Below are 18,138 nucleotides of genomic sequence, written 5' to 3' on the forward strand. Positions count from 1 at the left end.
CAGAAATGGCGGAAATCAGCCGTTTTTCTGCTCTCTTGCAGTCGCCGCCGTGAGCAGGACATCGATATCTTCCCGCGTGAGGTTGTAGACCTTGTCGCAGAACTGGCAGGTGACCTCGATGCCGTCCTCCTCATCGCGCAGGCGCGTCAGCTCGTCCTTGCCGAGGCTGATAAGGGCACGCGTCACCTTGGCATGCGAGCAGCCGCAGCGGTAAGAAATCGGCACGCGCTCAAGTACCTCAATCTCAAAGCCATCCAGCACAGCGCGCGCAATGTCCTCCAGGCTCATGCCCTTCTCGAGCATAGTCGTGAAGGCGCCCGCCGCCGTAATGTTATGTTCCAGCCGCGTGATGTCCTCATCTGTCGCGCCCGGCATCAGCTGCACGATATAGCCGCCCGCCTGCTTGACGCTCTGGTCGGTGTCCACAAGCACACCAAGTGCCACAGCGGATGGAACCTGCTCACTCTCCGCGAAATACTTCGTGATGTCCTCGGCAATCTCACCGTTATGCAGCGCCGTGGTACCCGTAAACGGCTCACCTACGCCGATATCCTTGATGACCATCAGATAGCCGCGTCCGACGCCGCTGCCGACGTCCAGATGTCCATTCGGTTTGAGCGGCAGCTCTGCTGCCGGATTCTGCAAGTAACCGCGTACACAGCCATCACAGTCGCCGACAGCCGTAATCGTACCCAGCGGGCCGTTGCCCTTGATTTGCAGCGTCACAGAGCCGTTGTCATCCTTCAGCTCACGCCCCATCATGGACGCCGCGGACAGCGTGCGCCCGAGTGCCGCTGTCGCCAGCGGCAGGGTGCGGTGAATCTGGCGCGCGCGCTCGACCAGTTCAGTCGTGCGCACTGCAGTAAACTTGATCTCCGCATTGCGGCAGATCACGCGAATCAGTGTATCATTCATGCTTGTTCCTCATTTCAATGGTTTGCGCGCAATGAAAAAGATGCGCTCCTCATCCGCGCGCGGCGCGTCATCCGACAGTTCTCCGCGCAGCTCGATTTCTGCAAAGCCCGCCTGTTCCAGCATACCGCGCAGCATATCCGGCTCATAGATGCGCTCGACATGGTGCTCCTGATAGCGGTTCCACGCGCCGTCCTCATTCAGCTCAAAAATATCGAAATCATAGTGGCACAGAGCACCGTTTTCAATCACAGCCTGCCAGACACAGAATACATCCTCATCTTCGCGCACGAAGCTCTGTCCGTCGATGCGCTCGAGCTTTTTCCTCGTGTTGATATCAAAAATAAATACACCGCCCGGTTCCAAAAACAGATGCACGCGGCGGAATGCCTCGCGCAGAACATCCGGGTCGGTCACATAATTAACCGAATCCAGACAGCAGACACACGCGTCTATGCTGCCGTACAGGTCAAGCTGCTGCATCGGCTGGTGCAGCAGCAGGACAGGGGATTTGACATCCAATCCGCAGCAGTTCTCCTGCGCCATCATCAGCATATCCTCCGACTGGTCAGCACCAATCATGTCATATCCTCGCTGCGCGAGAATGCGCGTCAGCGAGCCGGTGCCGCAGGCGAGGTCGAGGATAATATTCGGCTTAACCTGCTTCTGTGCAAAAATCCGCTCAAAAAAATCCGCCCACCGTTCGTATGGTACGTCATCGGTGAAGCGGTCATAGTATTCCGAGAGCAATGCGTACTCTGAATATTCACTCATGCCTGCCGTTCCCCTTCATACGGTCGAGCGCCGTGCGATAGCCGTCCGAACCATAGGTCAAACACTTGTTAACACGGCTGATGGTCGCGGTCGATGCGCCGGTTTCGCGCGCAATATCACTGTAGATGCGCCCTTCGTCCAGCATCTGCGCAACCTGAAACCGCTGCTCCATGGCGCGCAGCTCACTGATTGTGCACAAATCCTCAAAAAAGTTGCTGCACTCGTCGATGTCCTTCAAATTCAGAATGGCCTGAAACAGATCATCCATAGATTTTCCTCTGAGCTTGCTGTTCATCAATTCTATGCCTCCGCCGGGAGTATTCTCCCGTCCCTTCGTTAATATCAGCTATATTGTAACACGTTAGTTCGTGAAAGTAAACATATAACCAATGGAAAGATAGGGACAGGCGCGCCGTTTCACAAAAACAGCACGCCTGTCCGGTTATCTGACGATACGTTTGGGTTTTACAGCTTCGCCAGTGTCTTGTTCAGGCACTGGTTAATCATCTTCGGGTTGCCCTTGCCCTTGGAGGCCTTCATGCACTGGCCAACCAGGAAGCCGACAACATTCTTCTTGCCGCCCTTGTAGTCTTCCACAGACTTCGGATTCGCAGCCAGAACCTCATCGACGAGCTTCTGAATGGCACCCTCGTCGGAGACCTGCTTCAGGCCGAGCTTTTCAACGATGGCATCGACCGAATCGTCCGTCTCAAACAGCTGGATCAGCACCTTCTTGCCTGCGTTGCCGGAGATGACATTCTTCTCAATCAGCTCGATCATATCAACCAGCTTGGCAGCCGTCAGCTTGGTATCCTTCAGCTCAATGCCCTTGTCGTTCAGGTACTTGGAAATATCGGACAGAATCCAGTTTGCAATCGTCTTGGAACCGACACGATTCATGCCAACACCCTCGTCGAGCAGACATGCCTTGTCAAACGCGTCGGAAATGATGCGCGCTTCCTTCGGCTGGAGGCCGATTTCCTCGATATAGCGCTTATAGCGCGACTGCGGCAGCTCCGGAATTTCCGACTTGATCTGTTCCATCCAGGCGTCGTCGATTTCCACTGCAACCAGATCCGGGTCCGGGAAGTAACGGTAATCCTGTGCATCCTCCTTGGAACGCATGACAAGGTTCTTGACCTTGGAGTCGTCCCAACGGCGGGTTTCCTGAATGATCTTGCCGCCGTCCTCGAGTACCTCGATCTGACGGTTTACCTCGTAGTCAATGGCGCGGACAGCCGCGGAAAACGAGTTAATGTTTTTCATCTCGACGCGGGTACCCAGCTCCTCAGAGCCTTCCGGTCTGACCGATACGTTGACATCGCAGCGGATGGAGCCTTCCTCCATGCGGCAGTCACAGATCTGGAGATAAGATAGCGTGGTTTTGATGGTCTCCAAAAACTCCTTTGCCTCGGCGGAGGAATGGATATCCGGCTTGGTTACCATCTCAATCAGCGGCACGCCGCAGCGGTTGAAATCGACAACCGTGCCCTCGCCCTCGTCGTGCAGCAGCTTGCCTGCGTCTTCCTCAAAATGAATGCGCTCAAAGCGGACACGCTTCGGCTCACCGTCGACCTCGAAATCGACATAGCCGTCTTCACAGATCGGTACATCGAACTGAGAAATCTGATATGCCTTCGGCAGATCCGGATAGAAATAGTTCTTTCGGTCGGACTTGCACAGCTGGTTGATGCGGCAGTGGGTCGCAACACCCATCTTCGCGGCATAGTGGACAACCTGCTTGTTGAGCACCGGCAGCGCGCCCGGCTGACCCGTGCAGACCGGGCACACATGTGTATTGATTTCTGCGCCGAATGCAGTGCTGCATCCGCAGAAAATCTTTGTCTTGGTAGAAAGCTCGGCATGGACCTCCAGGCCGATGACTGGCTCGTATCTCATGATTGTTGTTCCTCCCTTACAGCGCGACGATGTTGGACAGGCCGGATGCCTTTTCAAATGCCAGACCTGCGTTGACCAGCTTCTGCTCACCGAAGCGCGGGCCGATCAGCTGCATGCCAATCGGCAGCTTTTCCGCATCATAGCCGCACGGCTGAACCAGTGCCGGCAGGCCTGCGATATTGACCGAAACCGTGCAGATATCGCCCATGTACATCTGAAGCGGATCGCTGGTCTTCTCGCCGATTTTGTAAGCAGTCGTCGGCGCAACCGGTGTCAGAATGACGTCAACCTGCTCAAATGCCTTTGCATAGTCCGCACGGATGGCGCGCTGTGCGGCACGTGCCTTTTTATAGTAGGCATCGTAATATCCGGAGGACAGAACATAGGTGCCGAGCATGATGCGGCGCTGTACCTCCGGTCCAAAGCCCTCGCTTCTGGACTTGACATACAGGTCAACCAAACCGTCAAAATCCTTTGCGCGGTAGCCGTACTTGACGCCGTCGAAACGTGCCAGGTTGGATGATGCCTCCGCGGAGGACAGGATATAATAAATCGGCAGCGCATACTTGGACAGCGGCAGAGAGATTTCCACAACCTCTGCGCCCAGCTGCTTGTAGGTTTCCGCAGCCGCGAGAACAGCCTTGCTGACCTCCTCAGAGATGCCCTCCCCGAAGTATTCCTTCGGCAGGCCGATCTTCATGCCGCGGATGTCCGCATTCATGCCCGCGGTCAGGCTCGCATATTCGCGCGGCACGCTGGTGGAATCCATTTTGTCATGACCCATCAGCACATCTGCCAGCATGGCAGCATCTTCAACACAGCGGCCAAACGGGCCAATCTGGTCGAGAGAGGAAGCAAACGCAATCAGACCATAGCGGGAAACCGTGCCATAGGTCGGCTTCATGCCGACGACACCGCAGAACGACGCCGGCTGACGGATGGAACCGCCGGTATCCGAACCGACTGCAATCGAAACCTCGCCTGCTGCAACCGAGGCCGCCGCGCCGCCGGACGAACCGCCGGTGACATGGTCGAGATTGTGCGGATTGCGCGTCTTCTGGAGTGCGGAATTCTCACAGGAAGAACCCATGGCGAATTCGTCCAGATTGGTCTTGCCGGTCATGACAAGGCCTGCCGCATGCAGCTTGTCCATAACGGTCGCATTGTACGGCGGCAGGAAATTCTCCAGCATTCTGGATGCACACGTGGTCTTGACGCCCTTCGTACAAATGTTATCCTTCACAGAAACCGGGACACCGGCCAGCGGAGACAGTGTCTCACCTGCTGCGCGCTTTTCATCGATCGCAGCGGCATCTGCCAGCGCCTGTTCTTCGGTCAGCGTGATATATGCGCCGACCTTGTCCTCGACCTGCGCCGTGCGTGCAAAGGCCGCCTTCGTCAGCTCGACCGAGCTGACCTCTTTATTGTTCAGCATCGCCGAAAGCTCGGCTGCTGTTTTCTGGTACAGTTCCATTGTGTTGCCTCCCTTATTCTACGACACGCGGTACGCTGACACCGCCGCATTCCACGCTCGGTGCATTCGCCAGAATGGTTTCCTTGTCATACGACGGTACCGGCACGTCCTCACGCATTGCATTTTTGCGTTCGGTATCAATGACGTCCGTGATGTCGCCCAGATCCAGCTCCTGAAGCTGGTCGACCATCGCGACGATGCTCTGCATATCCTCCGCGATTTTGTCAAAGCCCTCGCCTTTCGGGTCGAGCCGCGCAAGATTGGCGATATATTCGACGTTTTCTCTGGTGATAGCCATTATTGTTCATCCTCCTGTATCAAATCCCGGAATTCCTGTTCGGTCAGAACCGGAATGCCGAGGTCATTTGCTTTTTTGAGTTTGCTGCCCGCGTTTTCACCCGCGACAACATAGGTGGTCTTTTTAGAGACTGAGCCGGAAGCGCGCCCGCCGAGGCGTTCGATGATCTCGGTCGCCTGCTTGCGCGTGAACAGCGTCAGCGTACCGGTCAGGACAATCGTCTTCCCAGCGAGCAGGTCGCTCTTGACCGTCTGTTCGCCTTTGAAGTTGACACCCAGCTCGCGCAGCCGCGCAATCAGATGCTTCGACTGCTCCTGTCCGCGCCACGCCACGATGGCCTGTGCGGTTGCACCGCCGATATCGCGCACCTCGGTCAGCTGTTCCACATCCGCTTCGAGAATTGCGTCAAGTGAACCGAACGTACCGGACAGAACCTTCGCCGCCTTCTGTCCGACATGGCGGATGCCGAATGCAAACAGCAGACGCGACAGATCATTCTGTTTGGATTTTTCAATTGCCGCAATCAGGTTTTCCGCCGACTTGTGCCCCATGCGCTCGAGCGGCTCAACCTCCTCCACCTTCAGTGTGTATAAATCCGCGGCAGAGTGAATCAAATCCGCATCAATGAGCGATTGCAGCACCGCCTGCCCGCAGCCGTCGATGTCCATCGCATCGCGCGAAACAAAGTGCATCAGGTTGCGCAGCAGCTGTGCGGGACATTCCGCACCCGTGCAGCGGATTGCGGCTTCATCCTCGTCCTCGAACACCGGCGCGCCGCACACCGGGCACACCTTCGGCATTTCATAGGAAACGCTGTCTGCGGGGCGCTTTTCCGGCACATATCCGAGAATTTCCGGGATAATTTCGCCCGCCTTGCGCACGCGCACAGTATCGCCGATGCGCACATCCTTCTCGCGGATAAAATCGCGGTTGTGCAGCGTCGCACGACTGACCGTCGTGCCCGCCAGCCGAACCGGTTCCAGCACCGCATTCGGTGTCAGCACACCAGTGCGCCCGACCGTTATGACGATATCGCGCAGCAGAGTCTCCTTGATTTCCGGCGGATATTTATACGCCGATGCCCAGCGCGGATATTTTGCCGTCGAGCCAAGCGCCTGCCGTCTGGCAAAGCTGTTGACTTTGACAACCGCGCCGTCGATGTCAAAATCCAGCTCGCCGCGGCTGTCGCCCATGCGCCGGATTTCCTGCTCAATCTCACCCGGGTCAGTATATACCGGATAGCGCGGAGAAACCGGAAAGCCCAGCTGCTTCAGATAATCCAGCGCCTGCACATGTGATGTGAGCGGCAGCTCACTGCTGTTCTGGATGTTAAAGCAGAAAATCGAGAGCTTGCGTGCGCGCGTCACCGCGCTGTCCAACTGCCGCAGAGAGCCTGCCGCCGCGTTGCGCGGATTGGCGAGCAGCGGCTGTCCGTCCAGCTCCCGCTGGGCATTGATGGCATCGAACACCGACCGGCGCATATATACCTCGCCGCGCACCACCAATTCGGGCGGTGCATCCTTCAGCACCTTCGGGATTTCCTCAATGGTGCGCAGGTTGTCGGTGACATCCTCGCCCGTCACGCCGTCGCCGCGCGTCGCGCCGCGCACAAAAATGCCGTTCTGATACTCCAGCGACACTGACAGGCCGTCAATTTTGTATTCGACCACATATTCATCCGCCTGTGCGCGCGTATAGAACTCCGCGAGTTCGTCAAACGAGAACACATCCTGTAAGCTTTCCAGCGGCCACGGATGGGTAACGGATGAAAACTTATCCGACGCACTTCCGCCGACATGATGCGTCGGGGAATCCGGGTCATCGTACTCCGGATACGCCTGTTCCAGCGTTTCGAGGGAACGCAGCATGCGGTCGTACTCGAAGTCCGAAATTTCGGGCGCGTCCTCATCGTAATATTTTTTGTTATGATAGCGCAGGGCTTCGCGCAAAGCCGCGACCTGCTGTGCGATTTCCATGCTGTTCATCCTTTCCAAACGTACATTTTATTATATCAAAAATATTCCTGTTGGAAAAGGGAAAAATACGTGTTTTTCCGCCTGTTTTACGAATTTGCGGCGATAAGGGGCACATCTCCGACAACAATCGTCTCTTCCAGTGGATATTCCGCCGAAACGGTGACTGTTTGCGCCCGTCCGAGCGTGCGAATGGAGAAATCCGCTGTCATACGGATGGTCAGCGTGTGAATCGTCTGGTTGATGCCCGCGTTGGAAAAATCCGACTTTACCTTCGCGCTCACGCAGCCGAGCGCCGTCACGCCGAACGGCAGCTCCGGCCCCACGCCTGCCAGATACTGTGGATCAACCAGTGTCCCAAGTGACACAGCTGTGTGCGCGTTTTCCAATGTGCCGATGTTGTCATACACCTGCCGTACCACAGCTGTGCGCAGACGATTGACTGCCGCCGTGTCCGTCGTGAGTGAGGTGACTGCACCGGTCTCATCCGTCTGCATGCGGCCGATTTCCTCCATCTCTCCGGCGCACGCCGCCACCGATTGCTCCATGATAGACGTAACCTGATACTGTACGTAGTTGACCGCGTATTCCGTCAGCCGCGGACGCAGCGCATGCAGTCCAACCGGGCAGGCAAACAGCACTACCAGAAAAATCCATCCGTATGTGTGGCCGCGTCCCGCGCGCCTTCTGGTGCGGTGGCGCGCCAGTGCCGTTCGTATGTGCAGATTCATACCCATTCCCCTTTCGGCTGACAGCAGGGTATGCGGGCATCGTGCGGGCGGTTCCTCTTTTTTTCCACGCAAAAGGAGCACCCGCAAAGGCGGATGCTCCTCGTGAATTCTTAAAAATTACTCGTCGTCCTGATTCAGCAGAGCGCGGATCGACAGGGAAACTTTCTTCTTCTCGGTATCGATGTCGATGATCTTAGCCTCTACCTCTTCGTCCTTCGTCAGAACCTCTTCCGGCTTCTCGATGCGGCGGTTTGCGATCTGAGAAATGTGGATCAGGCCGTCAACGCCCGGGATGATCTGAGCGAATGCACCGAACGGCATGAACTTCAGGATGCGTACGGTAGCGGTGTCGCCAACCTCATAGTTGGTGGTGAAGACGTTCCACGGATTGTCCTCCGGACGCTTGTAGCCGAGGGAAATCTTCTTGTTCTCGCGATCCAGGCCGATGACGTAAACATTGACGGTATCGCCGACGTTGACAACCTCGGACGGATGCTTGATGCGGCCCCAGGACAGCTCAGAGATGTGGATCATGCCGTCAACACCGCCGATGTCAACAAATGCGCCGTAGGAAGTGAGGGACTTTACGGTACCGGTGTACTCGTTGCCGACCTCGATGGTCTCCCAAACCTTCTCAGCAGCAGCGCGGCGCTCTTCCTGCAGAACCGCACGGATGGAGCCGACAACGCGCTTTCTCTGGCGGTTGATCTCGGTGATGCGGAAGCGTGCAACCTGGCCGACCAGCTGGCTCAGCGGCTGGCCCTTCGGGATACCGGTCTGGGAAGCCGGGATAAAGACACGGACGCCGAATGCGCTTGCAACAACGCCGCCCTTGTTCTCTTCGCTGACCTTGCCCTCGATGACGGTCTTCTCTTCCTTGGCAGCCTCGATGGACTCCCAGCCCTTCATCTGGTCAACGCGCTTCTTGGACAGTACGATGGTACCCTCCGCGTCGTTTACGCGAACAACAACTGCCTCGATCTCGTCGCCGACATGGATGCTCTCCTCCAGGTTGAAGGACGGATCGTCGGACAGCTCATGCATCGGGATATAAGCTGCATGCTTGACGCCCAGGTCGACATGCACTTCATTCTGAGAAATCTTCAGAACGGTACCCGTTACCTTATCTCCTGTATTTAAAGTCTTGAAGGATTCCTCCAGCATAGCAGCGAAGTCTTCGCTGCCGGTTTCAATTCTTGTCTCGTCACTCATCATGTTTCTGACCTCCTTAATTATCCAAGCCGGTGTGGACGCGCCTGCTGTAATCCCGATGAATGGTCGCTCCATACCCCGGACCTCCTGTCCTGTCAGTCCGCTGGCATCTTCGATGTATAGCACACGGTCACAAAGAGATGTGCTGATTTCATACAGACGCTTTGTGTTAGAGCTTTTCCTGTCGCCAATCACAATCATAATGTCCGACTTACCGGCCAGCAAACGAGCTTCCTTCTGACGCTCGTCTGTCGCATTACATATTGTATCAAATATTTTGGCATTTGTACACTCTTTTTTTATAAATTTACTGCAAATATCAAATATTTTTCGATTGATGGTTGTCTGCGCCACGATTCCAACCGGCTTTTCGCGCAGCTGTCTGGCTTTCTCCGTGTCGCCGGAGAGCGCTTTTTCCAGCTCCTCCGGTGTCTCGAAGACGTCCGACGCCCCACACCAGCCCTGAATCCCTACCACTTCCGGGTGATTTCTCGAGCCGATTATGATAATATGCCGCCCATTCTGGCTCTCTTCCCGCACAATATGGTGTATTTTGCCGACAAACGGGCAGGTAGCATCGACCGGTGTACAGCCCTTTTCCTTCAGCCGGAGCATGACCGACTCCGGCACGCCGTGCGCGCGGATGAGCACCGGCACATTGTCCGGCACATCGTCCACATGCTCTGCCTTGTGCACGCCGAGCGCTTCCAGACGCTCGACCTCATGCGTGTTGTGAATGATATCGCCCAGCGCCCAGATGCTGCCGTACTGCGTGCACGCCTGTTCAGCCATTTCGACCGCGCGGCGCACGCCGAAGCAGAACCCCGCCGTTTTGGCAACTGTAACCATCAGTCAGTCTCCTTCAGTGCATAAATGCGGCGCATGATCTCATCGGCCAGCTCACGGTAGCCCTCCTTGGAACGGGTCGGCTCCGGCACAAATGGCTCACCGATAATCACGCACACTTTGGATCGGAATTTCTTGTTTTCCGGAATATAAATCGGCAGAATCGGCGCACCGGTCTTGAGCGCAATGCGCGCTGCGCCTTCCTTTGCCTCGTCGCCTTCCTTGTGCTTGGTCGTCCCCTCCGGGAAAATCAACAGCTTTCTGCCGTCGCGCACCGCCTTGAGTGCCAGCTTGATGGCATTGATGTCGGCACGGCTGCGGTCGACCGGGAACGCTCCCAGCGCCGTAATCAGCGGGGACAGGCCCTTGATATCAAACAGCTCTTTTTTCGCCATTGCGGCGAAATCGTGCTTGTTGCCGAGCGCGGTGGCGACCATTGTCGGGTCTGCCCACTGGCTGTGGTTTGCCACGACAACACATCCGCCCTCCGGGATATTCTCACGGCCGACGACGTGGTAATCGTACTTAATATGGTCATACAACGTCACAAATGGAATGGCAAGCCATTGAAATCTGCGGTGATACTTCATACCTGTCCCTCCAGTACGCGGCGGATGACAGCTTCAACCGCATCCATGGACTCCTCAAGTGTCAGCTCACTGGTATCGACCAGAACGGCATCTTCTGCCTGACGGAGCGGTGCTTCCGCACGGGTGGTGTCATCACGGTCGCGCTGGATCATATCCGCCAGCACCTCATCCAGTGTCACGTTCTCACCCTTCTGTTGCAGCTCCAGATAGCGGCGTCTGGCGCGCGCCTCCGGCGAAGCGGTCAGAAAAATTTTGACCTCCGCATCCGGCAGAATGACCGTGCCGATATCGCGCCCATCCATGATGACGCTGCACTTTTTCGCCATATCGCGCTGGGTGTCCAGCAGGAACGCGCGCACCTCCGGTACAGCGGATACAAATGACGCATATTTCGACATTTCGGGTGTACGAATGAGGTCGGATACATCCTCCCCGTTGAGCAGGACATGCTGCACGCCGTCCTCATAGCTCAGATTGACCTCAATACCCGGCAGCACCGGCAAAATACCCGCCGTGTCGCCCAGCTGTACACCGGCACGACAAACCGCCAGCCCAATGGTGCGGTACATCGCACCGGTATCTACATAGACAAAGCCAAGACGTCCCGCAGCAGCGCGCGCAATCGTACTCTTCCCCGCGCCGGATGGGCCGTCAATGGCAACCGCAATTGATTTCATGTCAATTCTCCTACCTTATCTCTTTATTCTCCCGTGCTCTGTCCGGCATTCAACCCTGCCAGGTAGCCGGTTGACCACGCGATCTGCAAATTAAAGCCGCCGGTATACGCATCCACATCGATGATCTCGCCGGCAAAATACAGGTTCGGCACCTTTTTCGATTCCATTGTCTTCGGTGTGATTTCACGCACCGAAATACCGCCCGATGTGACAATGGCGTCTGAAACCGGGCGTGGCTCCGTGATTTCCAGTTCAAAATGCTTGAGCACGCGCACCAGCGCATGCCGCTGCTTTTTGGTAATTGCATTGACCTTCTGATGCGGATCAATGCCGGAACGCTCCACGACAATCGGAATCAGCTTGCGCGGCAAAAGCGCGCCGAGCGAATTGCGGAAATCCGTGTTCAGCTCACCGGAAAAATCCGAAAGAATGCGCTTGTCCAGCGTCGCCTCGTCCAGTGCGGGCTTGAAATCGATCTCCGCGCGGTATGTCGCCTTATCCCATTTACGCATGTGCGACGATGCGCTGAGCACCAGCGGGCCGGAAATGCCGAAGTGCGTAAACAGCATCTCACCAAAGCCCTCATGCAGCTTTTTGTTGTTTTCAAATATGGTCAACGTGACATTTTTGAGCGACAGCCCCTGCAAACGGGGGCAGTCCTTTCCCGCACAGACCAGCGGTACAAGGGATGCGCGCAGCGGTGTCACTGTATGCCCGAGCTTTTCCGCCCAGACATATCCGTCACCGGTCGAGCCGGTCAGCGGATAGGATTTTCCGCCGGTGGCAACAATCACGCGGTCAGCGCGCCGCAGCCTGCCGCCTGCCATCACACCGCAAACGGCACCCGTTTCTTCTTCCACGCAGAGATCCGTCACCTCATCGTGCACAATCGTCACACCACACCGGCGTACCCAGCCATACAGCGCATCGACGACATCCAGTGCCCGGTCGGAAACCGGAAACACACGGCTGCCGCGCTCGGTCTTGAGCGGTACGCCCAGCTTTTCAAAAAACGCCATGGTGTCCTGTACGGAAAACGCGCCGAGTGCGCTGTACAGAAAGCGCGGATTTTGCGGCACATTGGTCAGAAAGGTCTGCGCATCACAGTTGTTTGTGACATTGCAGCGACCTTTGCCTGTAATGGCGAGCTTGCGCCCGACCTTTTCATTGTGCTCAAACAGCAGCACACAAGCGCCCTGTTGTGCCGCTGTCCCCGCCGCCATCAGTCCAGCCGCACCGGCACCAATGACCGCAACGGTCAGATTATTCATTGTCGAGTTTTTCATATACCTGATATTCGTCCCAAATTGCTTCCAGCTTGTTAAAGGTATCGCTGATTTCATTCTGCTTGCGCATGCCGATGGCGACAATCAGCGCATTGATAACGCTGAGCGGCGCAACGAGGGAATCGACAAACGAAGCCATATCACTCTTTGCAAGCAGCGTATAATCCGCCGTCTGGCTGAGCGGTGACAGGCGGCTGTCGGTCAGCGCAATGACAGTTGCACCGGATTTTTTGGAATACTCCAATGCCTTGAGCGTGCGCTTGGAATAGCGCGGGAAGCTGACGCCGAGCACAACATCACCCTCGCCGACGCGCAAAATCTGTTCAAAAATCTCGCTGACGCTGTTGGTATGGATCAATCTTGCATTGTCAAACAGCAGGTTGAAGTAAAACCCCAAAAAGCTGGACAGCGCAGCCGAAGAACGCACGCCCAGAATATAAATATGTCTGGCTCCCAGAATCGCCTCTACCGCACCTTCAAAGGATCGGCGGTCGATTTCATCCAGTGTCATGCGGATTTTATCAATATCAGACGACAGCACGGTGCGCAGAATATCCTGATCGCCCATACGGTCGCTTGTGACCTCCATACGCTGGACGGCGGTGAGCTTGTTGCGGATCATCTCCTGCAATGCCTTTTGCAGATGCGGATAACCGTCATATCCCAGCTCCGTGGCAAACCGGACCACGGTCGATTCGCTGACGCCGACGGTCGCGCCCAGCTTGCTTGCGGTCAGAAATGCCGCCTTGTCATAATGCTCAATGATATACTTCGCAATCAGACGCTGCCCTTTGGAGAATTTAGACAGATTATTCTGGATTTTGCTCATTAAATCATTCATAGTTTGTGCCTCTTACCCTCACATTTTCTTGATATTCCATGTATCTTTCATTGTATCTGCTGCTGCAAAAAAATGCAAGTGTTTCCGCTTCCAATTGCAAAAATTATGCAGGATTCGCTTCATATTGTATCATTTCTGTAAAGTATCCCGGCGAAGCACAGCCATTTCGCCGCCGGACAGCTCGCGCCACTGTCCCGGACGCAGCGAACGGTCGAGCCGGAGCTTTCCCACCGCGATCCGGCACAACCGAAGCACTTTGAACCCGCACTGTGCACACATCTTCCGAATCTGCCGGTTGCGCCCCTCATGAATGGTCATATGCAGCACGAAGGTACCGTCCGGCTGCCGGGCGGTTACCCGGACCTGTGCCGGGCGGATACGGTAGCCGTCGATGTCCATCGGCTCGGACAATCTGGGGAGATTCTGCTCCTGCCCGCGCACTGTGACTTCATAGGTCTTATCCACATGATATCGCGGATGGGTCAGCGCATCGAGCAGCGCGCCGTCGTTGGTCAGCAGCAGCAGTCCCTCGGAATACTGGTCGAGCCGCCCGACCGGCAGCACGCGTACCGGACAGCGCTGCACCAGCTGCGCCACTGTTCTGCGGTTTTTCTCATCCGACATCGTCGTAACAACACCCGCAGGCTTGTACAGCATGATGGTATGCAGTTCTTCATGTCCGCCGATGCGTTTTCCGTTGACACAAATATCATCGACCTGCGCATCCGCACGGTCTCCCGGTTTTGCGGTCACACCGTTGACGGTCACAGCCCCACTCTCCATCAGCTTTTCCGCCGCCCGGCGCGAGCATACGCCCGCCCCGGACAGGATTTTCTGTAATCTTTCCTGCACGTTTTTTCCTCTTTCCGCTCTAGGCTTCTCTATTTTCTATCAATGCATCCTCACTGCATTTCTTCTATTTCCCGTCCGCGTATACGGTCGAGCCACAGCAGAAACCGTTCCCACCAGCCGGTGTCCGCCTGCGTTTCATCGGCGGCGACGGCGTTTGCGCACAGCAGCTCTGTCTCACACAGCACGGTATCACCGCACACCACCTGTGCGAAGCCGCAGACCATACCCTTCTCGACAGGCGCATACAAAAATGGTGCACAGAAAATGCGCAGCTCTGCCTGTTCCCCCGCCAGCATCGTCGCACTGAGATCGTCTGCATACACCGCAGAAACCGTCTCTGCCTGCCCGGTCTGTACCGAAATCTCGCAGGCAGCTTCTCCCTTCTGCGCCCAAGAGGTTTCTTTCATACCGGCAAATGCCGCGTCCAACATGGAAATATGATCGTTCCAATCATTTCCGTCGTTCAGCGTCACAACGACAACGGTGCGCCCGTCCCGCTCTGCCGCACTGACCAGGCAACGCCCTGCTGTCCGGGTAAATCCGGTTTTGACCCCGATTGCACCGTCATACAGCCGCAGCATTTTGTTGTGGTTGACCATGGTTCGCGTGCCATACGTATGGCTTGTCGTTGCAACGACTTCGGCAAATGTCTCATTTTTCAGGGCAAATGCCGCGAGCTTCGCCAGTTCATACGCGGTTGTGTAATGCGTCTCGCCGTCCAGCCCGCTCGGATTGTCAAAATGCGTGTTGGCCAGACCGAGCTGCTCTGCGCGCGTGTTCATGCGCGCAATGAAATCCTCGCGCCCGCCGCATACCGCTGCGATACATTCTGCCGCGTCATTACCGGAACACAGCATCAGTCCATACAGAATCTCTCGCAGCGGCAGTTTTTCCCCCGCCTTGAGGTACATTGATGAGCCTTCCACACCTGCACACGCCGCGGGAACCGTGATTTCCCGTTCCAGATCGGGGTCCTCCGCCGCAAGCAAACCGGTCATGATTTTTGTCGTGCTCGCCATAGGCAGGCGCTGGTTTTCCTGTGAGCCGTCCAGCAGGACGCCGGTATCCGCCGACAGTACGGCATAGGCCGACGCGGAGTAGGCCAGCGCATGCCGCGCGCACAGCAATACTGCCAGACAGATACAAAAGAGCAGCCGTTTTCTCATGCGCATCCCCTCCCCCTCATTTTTACGGATCAAGGCGGAGATTTATGCGCACAACCAAAAAGAGGAGCAGCGCATCCTGCCCCTCTTTTGTTCGGTTTATTCCGCTGTCGGTGCAGTCTCTCCCGTCTGAACCGGCGCAGAGGAATCACTTTCATCCTGCTTGCCGCGGCGTCCGGATACAAAGTTCTGAATGCCGTTGATTGCACCCGGAATCATCTCAATCAGGCGATCCGTGCTGTTTTCTGCCGGCATATTGACCGGAAGAATGCGCGCATCCCCGCCGTTGACAATCAGAAACGCGATCGGCGTGATGCTGACGCCTGCACCACCGCCGCCGCCAAAGCACAGCGGCGCATTGTCCGAGCTGTTTCTCGATTTAAAATCGCTGCCGCCGGAACCAAAGCCAAATGTGACCTTGGAAATCGGTATGAGCGTCGTGCCGTCCTGCGTAACAATCGGGTCGCCGATGATCGTATTGACATCCACCATCGAACGGATTTTTTCCATTGTCTCTGCCATCAGGCCATTTACTGCATGTTCTGCCATTTCGTCCTCTTCCTTTCTGCCGGGCGTGTTCGTAAAAATGTCCCCGCCCTCATTCTGTATTTGTTATCTCTGCTCCATGGGCTGTGAAGCTGCGTGCTCCGCTTCCCATTGTTTTGCTTCTTCCTTTGTCGTGCGGATGGATTTCCACAGCGCCCAGAGTGCCTTCCTCCTGCGCCAGAAGACGCGCGGAAAGCGGCCAATGCGCGTCATAACGGAACAATCCACGCCCCAAACGGTCTGTTCCGCGTCAAAATCCGCATCGAGTACAATTTTCGTATCCTTCAGTACAAAGGCGCGCTCGAAATACGGATACAGATTGCCGATCAGTGCAGACAGAGCACCCAGCAGGTTGCCTGTCTGTGCCGCGTCCGGCGTGTGCAGGATGACGGTGACATGCAGCCGCTCCCATGTCATGGTTCCCGCCATATCGTCAATCAGATCGAGTGCGAGCGAAAGCGCCTGCTCGTAATCCAGCTTCCTGACGTCAATCATCGGGGCGCGCGGCTTTTTTTCTTTGGGCTTTGCGGGCGCTTTTTCCGGCTTTTTCTGTCGTTTTTGTTTGCTTTTTCCCGTCTGTCCCAGCGTCCACACCCGTCTGACCGGGCCGAAGCCAATGCGCACACGCAAAGGACCGTCCGGCAGGCGCCGCCTGACCTCAACACGCGCCGGCAGGCACATCAGCAAAACCGCAAGCACAATCCCCAGACCGAGGACTGCCAGCAGCAAAATGCCGATGATTTTGAGAACAATCATGCCTGTTCCTCCGCGCGTTCTGCCTCTCTTTTCTGTTCCAGCTCCGTCAGCTCCGGCAAGTCAGGCAGGTCATCCAGCGAGGAAATGGAGAATGCCCGCAAAAACGCCGTTGTTGTGCGGTAAATCATCGGCCTGCCCGGCACATCCAGCCGCCCACAGCCCTCAATCAGGCCTTTATCCAGCAGCGTCAGGATGGTGTTTGAGCTGTCCACGCCGCGCAGCTGTTCGACATAAGCGCGTGTGACCGGCTGTCGGTATGCGACAATCGAAAGCACCTCAAGTGCCGCTGCCGAAAGTCCCGGCGCACGCCGCACCTCCAGTGCGCGGCGGATGGTATCCGCATATTCCGCGCGCGAAACCATCTGATAGCTGTCCTGCAAATGGATCAGCTGAAAGCCACGTTTTTCCGCGTCATAGCTGTCCGCAAGGTTCTGTGCCAGGCGGTGCAGCATGTCCGCATCGATGCCGAGCACCTGCATCAGCTTTTGCTCATACACAGGTTCACCCGATGCAAATAAAATGCCCTCCAGCAGGCAGGACAATTCATTCATGAAATGCGTTCCTCCCGAATTTCTGTGCGCTCCTCACCGGTGCACAGCGAAAGCTCTGTCTCATCGCCCTCGCCGTCAATATGGATGCGGCGCGTCTTGGACAGCTCCAGCACGGCGAGAAATGTCGCAACAATCTCCGACCGGCTGTGCGTATCGTCAAACAGGCTGCGGAAATTCAGTGTTGCCTTCCGGCGAAACCGCAGCAAAATCGATGTAATGCGTGTATGCACCGGCACGTGCTCACGTCCGACAATGCCGGAAAATGCACTGACTGGCGGCGGCAGCTTGCGCCCGATGCGCGTCAGCATGCGCCGCGCGGCATCCGGCAGCTTCTCCGGCGGCAGCGTGCCTTCAAACTTTTTTTTGCGCTCCAGCGGTTCAGGCGGACGCGTCAGAATATCGCGCGCCGCGTCGCTGTGCGCACGGAAAAACGGCTGTACCTCACGGATGCGCTGGTATTCCAGCAGCTGCTCCACCAGCTGTGCGCGCGGGTCGTCGTCTTCGTCTTCTTCGTTTTTTTCCTTCGGCAGCAGCATACGCGATTTAATCAGCATCAGCTGCGCCGCCATTGTGATAAAGTCGCCTGCAACCTCCATATCCGCCGACTGTACCTCACGCAGCACCTCCATGTACTGCTCGAGAATCAGCGAAATCGGAATGTCATAGATATTGACTTTGTTTTTCGCAATCAGATGTAACAATAAATCCAGCGGGCCGTCAAAGGCGGTCAGATGGAAGGTCATTTTCTCCGTCATAA

At 56.3% G+C, this 18,138-nt stretch carries 19 protein-coding genes; all 19 read right to left on the bottom strand.

Features of this window, described 5'->3' with window-relative positions:
* Positions 1-15: 15 nt before the first annotated feature.
* The 19 genes from hslO to CBW42_RS05050 all read right to left on the bottom strand — a co-directional run bounded on the left by hslO (position 16) and on the right by CBW42_RS05050 (position 18,136).
* Complete coding sequence (hslO, locus tag CBW42_RS04960; protein WP_087018341.1) at positions 16-915, bottom strand: Hsp33 family molecular chaperone HslO; 900 nt, start codon at positions 913-915, stop codon at positions 16-18.
* 9 nt (positions 916-924) lie between these two features.
* On the bottom strand, positions 925-1,686 hold the full coding sequence (locus CBW42_RS04965) for a class I SAM-dependent DNA methyltransferase (protein WP_087018343.1): 762 nt from the start codon (positions 1,684-1,686) through the stop codon (positions 925-927).
* Positions 1,679-1,981, bottom strand: a complete 303-nt coding sequence (locus CBW42_RS04970) for a YerC/YecD family TrpR-related protein (protein ID WP_087018345.1) — start codon at positions 1,979-1,981, stop codon at positions 1,679-1,681. The genes CBW42_RS04965 and CBW42_RS04970 overlap by 8 nt, the downstream gene beginning before the upstream one ends.
* Before the next feature lie 170 nt (positions 1,982-2,151).
* Entirely contained in the window at positions 2,152-3,585 is a 1,434-nt protein-coding gene (gene gatB, locus CBW42_RS04975) for an Asp-tRNA(Asn)/Glu-tRNA(Gln) amidotransferase subunit GatB (protein WP_087018347.1), read from the bottom strand.
* 16 nt (positions 3,586-3,601) lie between these two features.
* Positions 3,602-5,059 carry an Asp-tRNA(Asn)/Glu-tRNA(Gln) amidotransferase subunit GatA gene (gatA, locus tag CBW42_RS04980; protein WP_087018349.1) on the bottom strand — a complete coding sequence of 486 codons (1,458 nt, stop codon included), beginning with the start codon at positions 5,057-5,059 and terminating at the stop codon, positions 3,602-3,604.
* A 13-nt stretch (positions 5,060-5,072) separates the two neighbouring features.
* Positions 5,073-5,357, bottom strand: a complete 285-nt coding sequence (gene gatC, locus CBW42_RS04985) for an Asp-tRNA(Asn)/Glu-tRNA(Gln) amidotransferase subunit GatC (RefSeq protein ID WP_087018351.1) — start codon at positions 5,355-5,357, stop codon at positions 5,073-5,075.
* Complete coding sequence (gene ligA / locus CBW42_RS04990; protein WP_087018354.1) at positions 5,357-7,333, bottom strand: NAD-dependent DNA ligase LigA; 1,977 nt, start codon at positions 7,331-7,333, stop codon at positions 5,357-5,359. The genes gatC and ligA overlap by 1 nt, the downstream gene beginning before the upstream one ends.
* 86 nt (positions 7,334-7,419) lie before the next feature.
* Positions 7,420-8,061 carry a sporulation protein YunB gene (locus tag CBW42_RS04995; protein ID WP_165761065.1) on the bottom strand — a complete coding sequence of 214 codons (642 nt, stop codon included), beginning with the start codon at positions 8,059-8,061 and terminating at the stop codon, positions 7,420-7,422.
* A 117-nt stretch (positions 8,062-8,178) separates the two neighbouring features.
* Entirely contained in the window at positions 8,179-10,122 is a 1,944-nt protein-coding gene (locus tag CBW42_RS05000) for a bifunctional 4-hydroxy-3-methylbut-2-enyl diphosphate reductase/30S ribosomal protein S1 (RefSeq protein ID WP_242969798.1), read from the bottom strand.
* Positions 10,122-10,709 carry a lysophospholipid acyltransferase family protein gene (locus tag CBW42_RS05005; protein WP_087018360.1) on the bottom strand — a complete coding sequence of 196 codons (588 nt, stop codon included), beginning with the start codon at positions 10,707-10,709 and terminating at the stop codon, positions 10,122-10,124. The genes CBW42_RS05000 and CBW42_RS05005 overlap by 1 nt, the downstream gene beginning before the upstream one ends.
* On the bottom strand, positions 10,706-11,386 hold the full coding sequence (cmk, locus tag CBW42_RS05010; RefSeq protein WP_087018362.1) for a (d)CMP kinase: 681 nt from the start codon (positions 11,384-11,386) through the stop codon (positions 10,706-10,708). Before cmk ends, CBW42_RS05005 begins: the two co-directional genes overlap by 4 nt.
* 23 nt (positions 11,387-11,409) lie before the next feature.
* On the bottom strand, positions 11,410-12,672 hold the full coding sequence (locus CBW42_RS05015) for a BaiN/RdsA family NAD(P)/FAD-dependent oxidoreductase (protein ID WP_242969799.1): 1,263 nt from the start codon (positions 12,670-12,672) through the stop codon (positions 11,410-11,412).
* Positions 12,650-13,513, bottom strand: coding sequence for a MurR/RpiR family transcriptional regulator (locus CBW42_RS05020; RefSeq protein ID WP_087018367.1), 864 nt, complete (start codon positions 13,511-13,513; stop codon positions 12,650-12,652). Before CBW42_RS05020 ends, CBW42_RS05015 begins: the two co-directional genes overlap by 23 nt.
* A 129-nt stretch (positions 13,514-13,642) precedes the next feature.
* Positions 13,643-14,365: a pseudouridine synthase gene (locus CBW42_RS05025; protein ID WP_087018369.1), complete on the bottom strand. Its 723-nt coding sequence runs from the start codon at positions 14,363-14,365 to the stop codon at positions 13,643-13,645.
* Positions 14,366-14,415: 50 nt separating this feature from the next.
* The gene (locus tag CBW42_RS05030) at positions 14,416-15,531 is read right to left on the bottom strand and encodes a D-alanyl-D-alanine carboxypeptidase family protein (protein ID WP_165761066.1); all 1,116 of its coding nucleotides are present in this window, start codon (positions 15,529-15,531) and stop codon (positions 14,416-14,418) included.
* A 96-nt stretch (positions 15,532-15,627) separates the two neighbouring features.
* On the bottom strand, positions 15,628-16,077 hold the full coding sequence (ytfJ, locus tag CBW42_RS05035; protein WP_087018373.1) for a GerW family sporulation protein: 450 nt from the start codon (positions 16,075-16,077) through the stop codon (positions 15,628-15,630).
* Between the two features lie 63 nt (positions 16,078-16,140).
* Complete coding sequence (locus tag CBW42_RS05040; RefSeq protein ID WP_087018374.1) at positions 16,141-16,830, bottom strand: DUF2953 domain-containing protein; 690 nt, start codon at positions 16,828-16,830, stop codon at positions 16,141-16,143.
* Complete coding sequence (gene scpB, locus CBW42_RS05045) at positions 16,827-17,381, bottom strand: SMC-Scp complex subunit ScpB (protein WP_087018376.1); 555 nt, start codon at positions 17,379-17,381, stop codon at positions 16,827-16,829. The genes CBW42_RS05040 and scpB overlap by 4 nt, the downstream gene beginning before the upstream one ends.
* On the bottom strand, positions 17,378-18,136 hold the full coding sequence (locus tag CBW42_RS05050; protein ID WP_087018378.1) for a segregation and condensation protein A: 759 nt from the start codon (positions 18,134-18,136) through the stop codon (positions 17,378-17,380). Before CBW42_RS05050 ends, scpB begins: the two co-directional genes overlap by 4 nt.
* Positions 18,137-18,138 lie beyond the last annotated feature (2 nt).

The sequence above is a fragment of the Butyricicoccus porcorum genome (genome assembly GCF_002157465.1).
GTDB classification, from domain to species: Bacteria; Bacillota; Clostridia; order Oscillospirales; family Butyricicoccaceae; genus Butyricicoccus_A; species Butyricicoccus_A porcorum.